The organism is Celeribacter ethanolicus (assembly GCF_002407265.1).
Classification (GTDB): domain Bacteria; phylum Pseudomonadota; class Alphaproteobacteria; order Rhodobacterales; family Rhodobacteraceae; genus Celeribacter; species Celeribacter ethanolicus.
In genome coordinates, this window is sequence record NZ_CP022196.1 from 1,569,284 (window position 1) to 1,582,134 (window position 12,851).

At 61.3% G+C, this 12,851-nt stretch carries 14 protein-coding genes; 9 read left to right on the top strand and 5 right to left on the bottom strand.

All coding sequences use genetic code 11. From position 1 onward, the window contains the following. The first annotated feature begins 53 nt into the window (after positions 1-53). Positions 54-548, top strand: a complete 495-nt coding sequence (locus CEW89_RS07665) for a GNAT family N-acetyltransferase (protein WP_157779782.1) — start codon at positions 54-56, stop codon at positions 546-548. 12 nt (positions 549-560) lie between these two features. Here the strand turns inward: CEW89_RS07665 and CEW89_RS07670 are convergent, their stop codons facing one another. Together CEW89_RS07670 and CEW89_RS07675 are read right to left on the bottom strand one after the other, a co-directional pair. Continuing rightward, the gene (locus CEW89_RS07670) at positions 561-1,337 is read right to left on the bottom strand and encodes a gamma-glutamyl-gamma-aminobutyrate hydrolase family protein (RefSeq protein WP_066704187.1); all 777 of its coding nucleotides are present in this window, start codon (positions 1,335-1,337) and stop codon (positions 561-563) included. 94 nt (positions 1,338-1,431) lie between these two features. Next, complete coding sequence (locus CEW89_RS07675) at positions 1,432-2,013, bottom strand: helix-turn-helix domain-containing protein (RefSeq protein ID WP_066704189.1); 582 nt, start codon at positions 2,011-2,013, stop codon at positions 1,432-1,434. A 190-nt stretch (positions 2,014-2,203) separates the two neighbouring features. Here CEW89_RS07675 and CEW89_RS07680 point away from each other — a divergent pair, with 190 nt between their 5' ends. Both CEW89_RS07680 and CEW89_RS07685 read left to right on the top strand, forming a co-directional pair. Further along, positions 2,204-2,704, top strand: coding sequence for a fasciclin domain-containing protein (locus tag CEW89_RS07680; RefSeq protein ID WP_096805483.1), 501 nt, complete (start codon positions 2,204-2,206; stop codon positions 2,702-2,704). A gap of 55 nt (positions 2,705-2,759) precedes the next feature. Then, on the top strand, positions 2,760-2,966 hold the full coding sequence (locus CEW89_RS07685; protein WP_096805484.1) for a DUF378 domain-containing protein: 207 nt from the start codon (positions 2,760-2,762) through the stop codon (positions 2,964-2,966). A gap of 69 nt (positions 2,967-3,035) precedes the next feature. On the opposite strand, the gene CEW89_RS07690 is transcribed toward CEW89_RS07685, so the two are convergent. Continuing rightward, entirely contained in the window at positions 3,036-5,177 is a 2,142-nt protein-coding gene (locus tag CEW89_RS07690; RefSeq protein ID WP_096805485.1) for a malate synthase G, read from the bottom strand. Positions 5,178-5,365: 188 nt separating this feature from the next. Between CEW89_RS07690 and pepN the strand changes: the two genes are divergently transcribed. The 3 genes from pepN to CEW89_RS07705 all read left to right on the top strand — a co-directional run bounded on the left by pepN (position 5,366) and on the right by CEW89_RS07705 (position 9,199). Beyond that, complete coding sequence (pepN, locus tag CEW89_RS07695; protein ID WP_096805486.1) at positions 5,366-7,915, top strand: aminopeptidase N; 2,550 nt, start codon at positions 5,366-5,368, stop codon at positions 7,913-7,915. Positions 7,916-8,123: 208 nt separating this feature from the next. Continuing rightward, entirely contained in the window at positions 8,124-8,582 is a 459-nt protein-coding gene (locus CEW89_RS07700) for a c-type cytochrome (RefSeq protein ID WP_096805487.1), read from the top strand. Between the two features lie 17 nt (positions 8,583-8,599). Next, complete coding sequence (locus CEW89_RS07705) at positions 8,600-9,199, top strand: cytochrome b/b6 domain-containing protein (protein WP_096805488.1); 600 nt, start codon at positions 8,600-8,602, stop codon at positions 9,197-9,199. Positions 9,200-9,246: 47 nt separating this feature from the next. Here the strand turns inward: CEW89_RS07705 and CEW89_RS07710 are convergent, their stop codons facing one another. Continuing rightward, a complete protein-coding gene (locus tag CEW89_RS07710; protein ID WP_066704205.1) occupies positions 9,247-9,702 on the bottom strand; it encodes an Lrp/AsnC family transcriptional regulator in 456 nt (151 codons plus the stop codon). Then, positions 9,699-10,157 carry an Lrp/AsnC family transcriptional regulator gene (locus tag CEW89_RS07715; protein ID WP_066704207.1) on the bottom strand — a complete coding sequence of 153 codons (459 nt, stop codon included), beginning with the start codon at positions 10,155-10,157 and terminating at the stop codon, positions 9,699-9,701. The genes CEW89_RS07710 and CEW89_RS07715 overlap by 4 nt, the downstream gene beginning before the upstream one ends. A 148-nt stretch (positions 10,158-10,305) precedes the next feature. Here CEW89_RS07715 and ilvC point away from each other — a divergent pair, with 148 nt between their 5' ends. From ilvC to CEW89_RS07730, 3 genes are all read left to right on the top strand, one after another. Then, entirely contained in the window at positions 10,306-11,328 is a 1,023-nt protein-coding gene (gene ilvC / locus CEW89_RS07720; RefSeq protein WP_096805489.1) for a ketol-acid reductoisomerase, read from the top strand. A 70-nt stretch (positions 11,329-11,398) separates the two neighbouring features. Next, positions 11,399-12,319 carry a DMT family transporter gene (locus CEW89_RS07725; RefSeq protein WP_096805490.1) on the top strand — a complete coding sequence of 307 codons (921 nt, stop codon included), beginning with the start codon at positions 11,399-11,401 and terminating at the stop codon, positions 12,317-12,319. Between the two features lie 48 nt (positions 12,320-12,367). Beyond that, complete coding sequence (locus CEW89_RS07730; RefSeq protein ID WP_096805491.1) at positions 12,368-12,769, top strand: hypothetical protein; 402 nt, start codon at positions 12,368-12,370, stop codon at positions 12,767-12,769. Positions 12,770-12,851 lie beyond the last annotated feature (82 nt).

Sequence of the window (12,851 nt, forward strand, 5' to 3'; positions counted from 1 at the left end):
CACAGCCGTGAAAAGACCTACTGAACCGAAACCGTTCAGGCGAGGAAAATGTCGTGAAACTGCGCGCCACAAAGCTACGTCCCGTGCAAAGAAAAGATGCCGATGCCTGCTATGCGCTGTTTCATCGCACCATCCATGGCGGCACAGGCGCGTTCTACGCTGCGGAGCAACGCGCCGCCTGGGCCCCGCCCCGTGAGCATGCCCCAGAAAGCTGGCCCGACCGCCTGACCGAAGGCTATGCGATCTGCGCCACCCGATGGGGTCGGATCGTCGGCTTTTTCACCATGGGGCACGATGGGCATATCGACTTCGCCTATGTCGCGCTCGAAGAAATGGGCAAGGGCACCGCGCTCAAACTCTATGAGGCCTGCGAAGCGGAGGCCCGGCGTCTTGGGCTCACGCAGATGGACACCGAGGCGTCGCATCTGGCGCGCCGTTTTTTTGAAAAACGCGGCTGGCGCGTGGTGGCGCGCCAGACCGTGATCCGCCATACCGCGACGCACCAGTCGGTCGGGATCGAAAACTTCCGGATGGAAAAACGGCTGTAAACCCGCCGCGCCTTAGGCCTCTTCCGCCACCTTCTTGCGCCGCGCCTCGGCAAAGGCATGCACCGCCTTGCCGAACGCTTCAAACAGCGGGCGTGACACCGGATCTTCACCGGCGCGATATTCCGGGTGCCATTGCACCGCCAAAGTGAACCCCGGCGCATCTTTCACATAGATCGCCTCCGGCGTGCCATCCGGTGCATAGCCGTCGATCACGATGCGCGCGCCGGGTTTCTTGATCCCCTGACCATGGAGTGTGTTGGTCATCACCTCGTCCGCGCCCAAAAGCGCCTCGAACACCCCGCCTTTCGAAAACTTCACCGGGTGGCGCAGAGCGAATTTCTCCTCCAAAGTCCCCTCCGGCGGCATCCGGTGGTTCATCCGCCCGGGCAATTCGCGAATCTCCGGGTAAAGCGTGCCACCCATGGCGACATTGACCTCCTGAAACCCGCGGCAGATGCCGAAGATCGGTTGGCCTTTCTCGACGCAGGCCCGGATCAGCGGCAGGGTCACCGCATCGCGGCAGCGGTCGAACGCCCCATGCGCCGCGGTTTCCTCTTCGCCATATTCCTCCGGGTGCACATTCGGGCGCCCGCCGGTGAAGACGAACCCGTCACAGGCCGCCATCAGCTCCTCGACGGAGACAAACCCCGGATGCGGCGGGATCAGAAGCGGCATGCAGCCCGCCACATCGGACACCGCCTCGGCATTCATCCGCCCGCCGGTGAAGGCCGGGTAGCTGCCGTCCAGCAGGTTCGAATTGCCGATGATACCAACGATGGGTCTGGTCATAACGCCTCTGCATCCTTTTTTTCTTACTCTAAGGAGAATCGAAGCAGGAGAAAAGCCGCGCACATGTGTTCCCCTGCACAGGGGCGCTGCGCAATCATTTCGCCACCGCAACGATCACCCGCGCCGGGATTTCGCCCAAATTCTCATAGAAATGATCATGATCCGCCTCGAAACACATAGCGTCTTCGGGTCCGAGCGTGTGGCGTCGACCGTGAACGGTCAATCCGAGCCGACCTTCGAGCACAAACAAAAGCTCCATTCCCGGATGACGATGCGGCGCACTGGCCGGGCCGCCGGGCGGAAATTCCGCCGTGTAGGCCGAGAGCGGCGCATTGCGCACCGGGTAATCGAGGCTTTCGAACAGATGCGACAGCTTCTCGCCGATCTCGACCCGCATCGCGATCCTATCGCTTTTCGGAACCACCGCACAGACCGGCGCCTGAGCGGGATCGGCAAAGAAGTGATCCAGCCCGACACCGAACACAAGCGCAATGCGCATGAGCGTCGGCAGGGTCGGCACCGCCTGCCCGCGCTCCAGCCGGGACAACATCCCGGCGGACAGGCCGGTATGCGCGCCGAGCTGGGTCAATCCGAGCCCCTTTTCCCGGCGCAACCGGTTGATCTTTTCCCCGATTCGATACTGTTCGAGGTTTTCCGTCAGTGTGTCGGACAGCATGCGCGCCCCCCAAAGTCGTGTTTGTTTGACCTGCGGTGTCGACCTTAGCAGATAATTTTTACCACAGGTATAAAGTTTATATCATCACGCAAATGTGCATGTTGTGAAAAACATTTTGCACCAAAATAAAATCATCGAAAAACACAGCCCCGCTACCGTACCCGGTGCGGGACGACTTTAGGAGGAAAACATGCCGACCCCGAAACGCACCTTTGCCGCCACCCTGACCGCCCTGTCGCTGGGCCTGTCTCTGGGCTTCTCCGCCCCGGCCTTCGCCGATGACATCGTCGACACCGCCGTCGCCGCAGGCGATTTCACCACCCTGGCAACCGCGCTCACCGAAGCGGGCCTTGTCGAGACGCTCAAAGGCGATGGCCCGTTCACCGTCTTCGCCCCGACCGATGCCGCCTTCGCCGCCCTGCCCGAGGGCACACTCGAAACGCTGCTCATGCCCGAGAACAAGGACAAGCTTGTGCAGATCCTGACCTATCACGTCGTGCCCGGCAAAGTCATGAGCGGTGACGTGGTCAAGCTCGACAGCGCCACGACGGTCGAGGGCGGCGATGTCATGATCAAGACCATGGAGGGCAAGGTGATGATCAACGACGCCACCGTGATCGCGGCGGATGTGGCCGCCGACAATGGCGTCATTCACGTGATCGACAAGGTGATCCTGCCGTCGGACATGTGACCCTACGGCCCGCCTTGCCGTCTCACGCAACACCTGTTTCATAGGAGAAACCACCATGACTGCACTGAATATCCTGACCCGCGTGCTGCTGATCGTCGGCGGCCTCAACTGGGGTCTCGTCGGCCTGTTCGGCTTCGACCTCGTCGCGGCCATTTTCGGCGAGATGTCCGCGCTCTCGCGCATCGTCTACGCCCTTGTGGGGCTGAGCGCGCTCTATCAGATCACCACGCTTGTCAAACCGGCCCCGGCCCACGCGCACTGATCCAAGAGTTGGAAAGGGCGGCTCCCCGCGCCGCCCTTTCCATTTTCTCAGAATTCAAGACAAAGCTTGTCAGGCCTTCGCTTTCAGTTCCAGACGCCGCGCATGAAGCACCGGTTCCGTGTAGCCCGAGGGCTGCACCCGGCCCTTGAATACCAGATCGCAAGCCGCCTTGAACGCGATTGTATCAAACGACGGCGCCATCGGCACATAGAGCGGATCGTCCGCGTTCTGACGGTCCACGACGGCGGCCATTTTCTGCATCGCAGCCATGACTTGCGCCTCGGAGACAACGCCGTGGTGCAGCCAGTTGGCGAGGCCTTGCGAGGAAATCCGGCAGGTGGCGCGGTCTTCCATCAGGCCGATGTCATGAATGTCCGGCACTTTCGAACAGCCGACGCCCTGGTCGATCCAGCGCACCACATAGCCGAGAATGCCTTGGGCATTGTTTTCGATCTCGGCGGTGATTTCCTCCTCGGACCAATTGACGCCTTTGGCGACCGGAATGGTCAAAAGATCCTCAAGCGTGCCGCGCGCACCGCCTTTGGCAATCGCGTCCTGCACCGCAAAGACATCGACCTTATGATAATGCGTCGCGTGCAGTGTCGCCGCCGTCGGGCTGGGCACCCAGGCCGTCGTCGCCCCCGCTTTCGGATGCGCGATCTTGGCCTCCAGCATCGCCTGCATCAGGTCCGGCATGGCCCACATGCCCTTGCCAATCTGCGCGCGGCCTTTGAGGCCACAGGCCAGCCCAATATCGACGTTGCGCTCTTCATAGCTCTTGATCCACGGCTGATCTTTCATCTCGCCTTTGCGGATCATCGGACCGGCTTCCATCGAGGTGTGAATCTCGTCGCCGGTGCGATCGAGGAACCCGGTGTTGATGAACGCCACGCGTTGTTTCGCCGCCCGGATGCATTCCTTGAGGTTCGCCGAGGTGCGGCGCTCTTCATCCATGATGCCGAGCTTGACGGTGTTGGGCGCGAGGCCGAGAATGTCTTCGACGCGAGTGAAGATCTCATCCGCAAAAGCGACCTCTTCCGGCCCGTGCATTTTCGGCTTCACTACATAGACAGAGCCCTCGCGCGAATTGCGCGGGCCGGTGGTTTTTTGCAGGTCGTGCATGGCGATCATCGCGGTCACCAGCGCGTCCATGATCCCCTCGCCGATCTCATGCCCCTCCGGGTCGACAATCGCCGGGTTGGTCATCAGATGCCCGACATTGCGCACCAACATCATGGCACGGCCTTGCAGGATGATCTCCGTCCCGTCCGGCGCGGTGAACACCCGATCCCCATGCAAAGCGCGGGTAAAGGTCTTGCCGCCCTTCGCAACCTCTTCGGTCAGATCGCCCTTCATCAGCCCAAGCCAGTTGCGATACGCCCCAACCTTTTCCTCGGCATCGACGGCGGCAACCGAATCCTCGCAATCCATGATGGCGGAGACGGCGGCCTCCACGAGAATATCGGAAATCCCCGCCTTGTCCTGCGCCCCCACGGGCGTCGAAGGATCAATCACGATGTCGATATAAAGCCCGTTCTTTTGCAACAGGACATGGCCCGCGCTCGATCCCGCAAACTGCGCCGGATCGGCCAGACCCGTCTCGCCCATCACGCCCTCCACAAGCAACAGATCGCCCTTGACGGTCAGCCCCGTCACGTCCGCCCAAGAGCCCCCCGCCAGCGGCACCACCGCGTCGAGATGCGCCTTGGCCCAGGCAATCACCCGCGCCCCACGGCTCGCGTCATAGCCCTTACCAGACGGCACATCGCCCAGCGCATCCGTGCCGTAAAGCGCATCGTACAAAGACCCCCAACGGGCGTTCGCCGCGTTCAAAGCGTAACGCGCATTGGTGATCGGCACCACAAGCTGCGGCCCCGGTTTGGTCGCGAATTCCGGGTCGATCTTCGTGGTCTCGATCTCGAAATCCGGCCCCTCGGGCACCAGATAGCCGATCTCTTTCAGGAATGCCGTATAGGCCGCCGCGTCATGGTCCTGCCCCTTGCGGGCCAGATGCCAATCGTCGATCTGTGCCTGAATCTCTTCGCGTTTCGCCAAGAGCGCGCGGTTTTTCGGCCCCAGATCGCGCACCATCCCCGCCAGACCGTCCCAGAACGCCTCCGCCGTCACGCCCGTACCCGGCAGAGCCTCGGTCTCGATGAATTGGGCAAGCTCCTGAGTGACCTTGAGGCCAGCTTTATCGACGCGCGTCATATGGGAATCACCTGAATTTGTAGGATTTCATTGCGCAGACTACCCGGCTGCCCCCGGGACACAAGCCAAAGGCCGCCGTCTTGCCGCATGGACACGCGGCGCTCTGGCCGCAAATTCCCCTGTCCGGCGTTGCAGCCCCGCCCCGTGCGGCCTACCTTCTGCGGATCACAGTCAGAAAGAGTCGCCCGATGAAAGACGCCGCCCCCCAAACGATTCACCTCAAAGATTACACCCCCTTCGGCTATCGGATCGACAGTGTGGAGTTGACCTTCAAGCTTCATCCGACCGCGACGCGCGTGATTTCGAAAATCGCCTTTGCGCCCAACCCGGCGGCCTCCGACACGCGCTTCTTTCTGCATGGCGAAGAGCTTGAGCTGATCTCCGCCGCGATTGACGGCGCGCCCGTCATCCCACGCAAGGTCGAGGGGGGCATCGAGGCGGACGTGCCCGACGCGCCCTTTGTCTGGGAGGCCGAGGTGGAGATTTCCCCCGAAACCAACACCGCGCTCGAAGGGCTTTACATGTCGAACGGCATGTATTCGACCCAATGCGAGGCCGAAGGGTTTCGCAAGATCACCTTCTACCCCGACCGCCCCGATGTGATGGCGGTCTTCACGGTGCGGATCGAGGGCGACCAGCCCGTGCTCTTGTCGAACGGCAACCCGGTGGAGCGCGGCGACGGGGTCGCTGTCTGGCACGATCCATGGCCGAAACCCTCCTATCTCTTCGCCCTCGTGGCGGGCGAGCTGATCAACCATCCCGACAGTTTCACCACAAAATCCGGTAAAGAGGTCGAGCTGAACATCTGGGTGCGTCCGGGCGACGAGGACAAATGCGCCTTCGGCATGGAGGCCCTCAAAAAGTCGATGAAATGGGACGAAGACACCTACGGGCGCGAATACGATTTGGACATTTTCAACATCGTGGCCGTCGATGACTTCAACATGGGCGCGATGGAGAACAAGGGGCTGAACATTTTCAACTCCTCCTGTGTTCTGGCCTCGCAAGCGACCTCGACCGATGCCAATTTCGAGCGGATCGAAGGCATCATCGCGCATGAGTATTTCCACAACTGGACCGGCAACCGCATCACCTGTCGCGACTGGTTCCAGCTTTGCCTGAAAGAAGGTCTGACGGTCTACCGCGACCAGATGTTCTCCGGCGATATGCGCAGCCACGCCGTGAAACGCATTGAAGAGGTTATGATTTTGCGCGCCCGCCAGTTCCGTGAGGACAACGGCCCGCTGGCCCATCCGGTGCGCCCCGAAAGCTTTGTCGAGATCAACAATTTCTACACCGCCACCGTCTATGAGAAGGGTGCGGAGATCATCGGCATGCTGCGTCGCCTTATTGGTGACGAGGCCTATCGCAAGGGCTGCGATCTCTATTTCGACCGCCACGACGGCGAGGCCGTGACCATCGAGGATTGGCTGGCGTCCTTCGAAGAGGTGACGGGTCGTGATCTTGCACAATTCAAACAATGGTATTCGCAAGCGGGCACACCGCGCCTGAAAATGAGCGAGACGTGGGAGGACGGCGCACTGACGCTGAATTTCACGCAAACCACGCCGCCGACGCCCGGTCAGAAGGAAAAGAACCCGCAGGTGATCCCGATCGCCGTCGGCCTCATCGGCCCCAATGGCGACGAGGTGGTGCCGACGACCGTGCTCGAAATGACCGAGGCCGAGCAGAGTTTCACCTTCGAGGGCCTGGGGGCGCGTCCCGTGGCCTCCGTGCTGCGCGATTTCTCCGCGCCGGTGATCCTTGAGCGGGAGATCGACGACGCCACCCGCGCCTTCCTTCTCGCGCATGACACCGACCCGTTCCAGACATGGGAAATGGGCCGGATGCTCGCCAAGGACACGCTGATTGCAATGATTGTCCGCGATGCGGCCCCCGCCCCGGCCTATCTCGACGCGATCCGGGCGGTCGTCACAGACGAGACGCAGGACCCCGCGTTCCGCGCTCTGGTCTTTGGCCTGCCGTCTCAGGACGATCTGGCGCAGACCCTGTTCGACGCTGGCATCACCCCCGATCCGCAGAAAATCTACGACGCGCGTGAAAGCCTGCGCCACACCGTTGCCCGACACTTGTCCGACGCTTTGCCGACGCTGTTCCGACCGACGGAACCCGGCACATTCACGCCGGATGCCGAGGGGTCCGGTCGCCGCTCTCTGAGCCTTGCCGCCCTGTCCTATCTGGCGCTTCTGGACGGTGGCGCCGCCGCGACATCGCTCTTTGCGCAGGCCGACAACATGACCGAACAGGCCGGAGCCCTTCAGGCGCTCCTCTCCGCCGGGCTGGGCACGAGTGAGCTGCAAGCCTTTGAAGCGCAATGGAAAGACGACCGCCTCGTGATGGACAAATGGTTCACCATGCAGGTCGCCTCCGCCGCCCCCGACAAGGCCGCCGAGGTGGCCGAGGCGCTGAGTCACCATCCGGCCTTCACCAACAAGAACCCGAACCGCTTCCGTGCGGTCTTCGGGGCGCTGTCCGCGAACCACGCCGGGTTCCACCACGCCAGTGGCGCAGCCTATAAATTGCTTGCGGATCAACTGATTAGCCTCGATTCTCTGAACCCGCAAATCACCGCCCGGATGAGTGGCGCTTTCGAGACCTGGAAGCGCTACGACGCCGACCGGCAAGGCATGATCCGTACCGAACTGGAGCGCATTCTGGCCACTCCGAACCTGTCGCGCGACACCACCGAGATGGTCAGCCGGATTCTTTCCGCCTGACCGTCGGCACCCCGCTTCGTTTGCGCAAACAGTCTGTGTTTGCGCAAACATTTTCATTCATAACAAAAAGTTGACCCGCTTTTGGAGCCCCTCCCGAGCGCTAAGGATAGATTGTCACATTCAAATTACGCAATGCTGTGACATGATCTCTGCCATCGTGCGGATTGTACGTTTTTTTATTTTGTGACCAGACAGGGACCCCTATCCAATGCGTAAACTTCTCATCTCCACCGTGATCGCGGCCACAGCCGCAACCGGCGCCGTCGCGCAGGCCCCCTCTGACGTGGCAAAGGCCCGTCGCGCCTTCTACACGCTTGTCGGCTATGAAATGGCCACGCTGGGCGGCATGGCTCAGGGCAAGATCGATTACGACGCCGAAACCGCCAGCCAGTCCGCCAAGGACATCCTGACGCTCACCGGCTATCACACCGCCGATCTCTACGTGCCGGGCACCTCGAACGAGGACCTGCCGGGCGAAACCCGCGCCAAGGCCGCGATCTGGTCCGACATGGCCGGCGTTCAGGAAAAAGGCATGGCCTTCTATCAGGCCGTGGTCGAACTCAATGACGTGGCCGGCACCGGTCTCGACGCGCTGCGCCCGGCGGTGGGCAAACTTGGCGGCACCTGCAAGGCCTGCCACGACGACTATCGCGCGGCCGATTTCTGATCGGGGCGCGGCGGGATATGACGGAACAGCTTGAAAAAACCTATGTCTGGGACCCGGTGGTGCGTGTACTGCACTGGGCATTGGTGATCGCGTTTTTCACCGCCTTCGGGCTTGGAAAATTCGGCCCCGACCAGATGACACTGCATTTCTACGCGGGCTACGCCGTGGCCGCGATCGTGGTGCTGCGTGTGCTCTGGGGCTTTTTCGGCTTTTACACCGCACGTTTCGCTACATTCGTCAAAGGTCCGGGCAAGGTCATCGCCTATGCCCGGACACTCCCCTCCGCGACGCCCTCGCGCAGTTACGGGCACAACCCGGTCGGAGCGCTGTTCGTCGTCGGCGTGCTGATCGTGCTGGCCATGCAGGTCCTCACCGGCATGCTGTCGGACCCGGAGGATTACATCAACGTCGGTCCTCTCGCGCAATACGTGCCGATCAAGACCGCACGCAAAGCGCTGTCCTATCACGAGCCGCTGTCCTTCCTGCTGCTGCTCATGGTTCTGGGCCATATCGCTGCGATCTTCTGGTACAAGAAGCGCAAAAGTGAGAACCTCGTGACGCCGATGATCACCGGCTATGCCGAACTTCCACCGGAGAAAATCCAGCATCGGACATGATCTGCAAGGCACCTTCGGGTGCCTTTTTCATGCGTCAAACTCATGCATCAAAGCGGTCCGGGCCGGCGTTCGTCGGAAAGCACCACATTGGCCTCAACATTCCCCACCCCCGGCAGGGTCATGATCCGGCGCCGGAGCACGCGTTCGAAATCCGGCAGGTCCTGCGCCACGACCTTGAGGCGGTAATCGAAAACTCCCAAGACGTGCTGCACCGTCTGCACCTCCGGGATCGCGCGCACGCCGCGTTCGAAATCTTCGAGGCTCACCCGTCCCTTCGTCGCCAGTTTCACCCCCAGAAACACGGTGACGCCAAAGCCCAGCGCCTCGAGATCGAGGTCCACCCGGCGCGGCCCGAACACACCGCCCTCTCGCAACCGCCTGATCCGCCGCCAGGTCGCGGGCTGGCTGAGACCCAACTCGCGCCCCAGAGCGCCCGCCGATTGCGTCGCATCCTCACAGAGTGCCCGGATCAGCTTGCGGTCGATGTCGTCGAGCTCGATCATAGCGGCACCGACTGGCTGTCCTTGATCGTCGCCACCTGCATCAGCGCCTCGATGTCGGTCATATGCGGCAGGGTCAGGATCTTGTCGCGGTAAATCCGTTGGTAATCCGCCATGGTGCGTGCGATCACCAGAAGCCGCGCATCGACCCGACCGAGGAAAGTACCAATGTTGATCACCTCCGGCACCTCACGCGCCGCCTGAATGAATTCGTCAAAGGCACGCGGTTCGGTCTTGTCCAGGGTGATCCGAAGGCTCACCTCCACCGCATAGCCCAAGGCACGCCAGTCGACCTCCTCGCGGATCGCCTTGACGACGCCCGCCTCGCGCATCCGGTCGAGGCGGCGGGCAAAGGTGGCAGGCGTCACGCCCGCGCGCTCGGCCAGATCGGAGGCCTGTGCCTCCGGTTCGGCCTGAATCTGGCGCAGAATTCTGCGGTCGGCATCGTCAACTTGCATGATATTTTCATTATGTCGATTTATTGAGAATGATTTTATTACATAAATTGCAAATTAGATCAAACTTTGTTGTCAAAAACGTCTTTTCATGCGCAATAAAGCCTCAGCCACGCAAGTGACTTGGACAAGACAGAAAAAGGAACGCCCCATGCGCGTCTATTATGATCGCGATTGCGATGTGAACATCATCAAGGACAAGAAAGTCGCCATTCTGGGCTACGGCTCGCAAGGCCACGCCCACGCGCTGAACCTGCGCGATTCCGGTGCGAAAAACCTTGTCGTCGCACTGCGTGAAGGCTCCCCCTCCGCGAAGAAAGCCGAAGCCGAAGGCCTGACCGTGATGGGCATCGCCGAAGCCGCCGCCTGGTGTGACGTGATCATGTTCACCATGCCCGACGAACTTCAGGCCGAGACCTACAAGAAATACGTCCACGACAACCTGAAAGAAGGCTCCGCGATTGCCTTCGCTCACGGTCTGAACGTGCATTTCGGCCTGATCGAGCCGAAACCGGGCGTCGACGTGATCATGATGGCGCCGAAAGGCCCGGGTCACACCGTGCGCGGCGAATACACCAAAGGCGGCGGCGTGCCCTGCCTCGTGGCCGTGAACAACGACGCCACCGGCAAAGCGCTTGAGATCGGTCTGTCCTATTGCTCCGCCATCGGCGGCGGCCGCTCCGGCATCATCGAAACCAACTTCCGCGAAGAATGCGAAACCGACCTCTTCGGCGAACAGGCCGTGCTCTGCGGCGGTCTCGTCGAGCTGATCCGCTGCGGGTTCGAAACGCTGGTCGAAGCCGGTTACGCGCCGGAAATGGCCTATTTCGAATGTCTGCACGAAGTGAAGCTGATCGTGGACCTGATCTACGAAGGCGGCATCGCGAACATGGATTACTCCATCTCCAACACCGCCGAATACGGCCAATATGTCACCGGCCCGCGCATCCTGCCCTACGAGCAGACCAAGAAGGCGATGAAAGAGGTTCTCTCCGACATCCAGAAAGGCAAATTCGTGCGTGATTTCATGCTTGAAAACGCCGTCGGCCAGCCGACGATCAAAGCCTCGCGTCGCGCCAATGACGAACACCTCATCGAGGAAACCGGTGCGAAACTGCGCGGCATGATGCCGTGGATCACCGCCGGCAAGATGGTGGACAAGTCGCGCAACTAAGCGCTACGTCATCCGAGACGAAAGGCCCCGGCGCATGCGTCGGGGTCTTTTGCATTTGAAAAGGCTCAGAATGTCTCCGCTCCCCAATATCACCCCGGCCAGTTGGATCATGGTCTGCATCCTCGGCTTTGTCTGGGGCTCCACCTTCATGGTGATCGAGATTGCCCTCACCGGCATCTCCCCCTTCTGGCTGGCCACGTTCCGCCTCGCCATCGCGGCCATCATCATGGCGGCGTTCTGGGGCGTGGACGGGTTCAAAATGGGCACGGACCCGGAGAACCCGCCACACCCGGTTGCGCTGATCTGGGCCGGGGCGATTTCCTCCGGCGTACCGTTTCTGCTTCTGAACTGGGGACAGCAATATGTCACCTCCGGTTTCGCAGGCACCTCCATGGCCGCCGTGCCGCTGGTGGTCCTTCCCATGGCGCATTTCATGGTGGCCGGAGAACGGCTGACAATCCGCTCCGTGATCGGCGTCGCGCTCGGCTTTCTCGGCGTCTTCCTTCTGGTCGGTCAGGATGCGCTGAACAGTTCCGGTGCCGATCTCGAATTCTGGGGGCGCATGGCCTGTCTCATGGTGGCGCTTTGCTATGCGCTCAACTCGATCACCATTCGTCGCCTGCCGCCGATCAATTCCACCGCGCTGACCACGATCATGATGGCCAGTGGTGCGTTGATCACCCTGCCCTTCTCTCTCATGGCCGAAGGCCTGCCCGGTCTGCCGCCGCTCAAGGCCTTTGTCGCGCTCGTTTTCCTCGGCGTGGTCTCCACCGCCGCGATGAACCAGTTGCGCGTGCTGGTCATCCGCTCCGCCGGGCCGACCTTCATGACGCTGGTGAATTATCAGGTGCCCGTATGGTCCGTCGTCCTGGGGTCGAAACTTCTGGGCGAACCGCTGCCGCCCTCTCTGATCATCGCCTTGACGCTGATCCTCGGAGGCGTGGCGATCTCGCAATGGCCGGTGGTGAAACGTCTTTTTGCGCGGCGTTGACTTGCGGCGCGCAGGCAATCATGACCAGATGAGCCAAAGGAGATTGCGATGACCACACCCGAACACGACGACTACACCCCCGCCGATCTCACCCCTGCCAATGAGAGCGAAATCGAGGCCGAACGCGCGCGCATGTTCACGCTCGGCTTCTGGAAAAGCCTTCTGGCGGGTCGTGAGGGTCTGGGCGACACGTTCTGGGCGGGCAATTATCTGGCCGCGCTGTTTTTCGTGCCAGTCTATGTGCTTTTGATCGCGATCCCGCCGCTTTACGGGCTGATCCCTGTGGTCTTTGCTCTGTTCGGCATCTACCTGCTGTTCGTCGCCCGCGCAGTCTGGCTCGCCAAGCCCAAAGGTGACGCGGGCAAGGGGTGGAAGATCGCAGGCGTGATCTGGACCCTGATGAACGCCGCCATGTCGCTCGCCTACACCCCCTTCACCGGCGGCTCCTGACCTCGTAAAAGCCTTAACAGGGCCTTAATTCGGGTCCGGTCTTCGTACAAAAGGCCAAGACACACATCAAATCCACGAGACC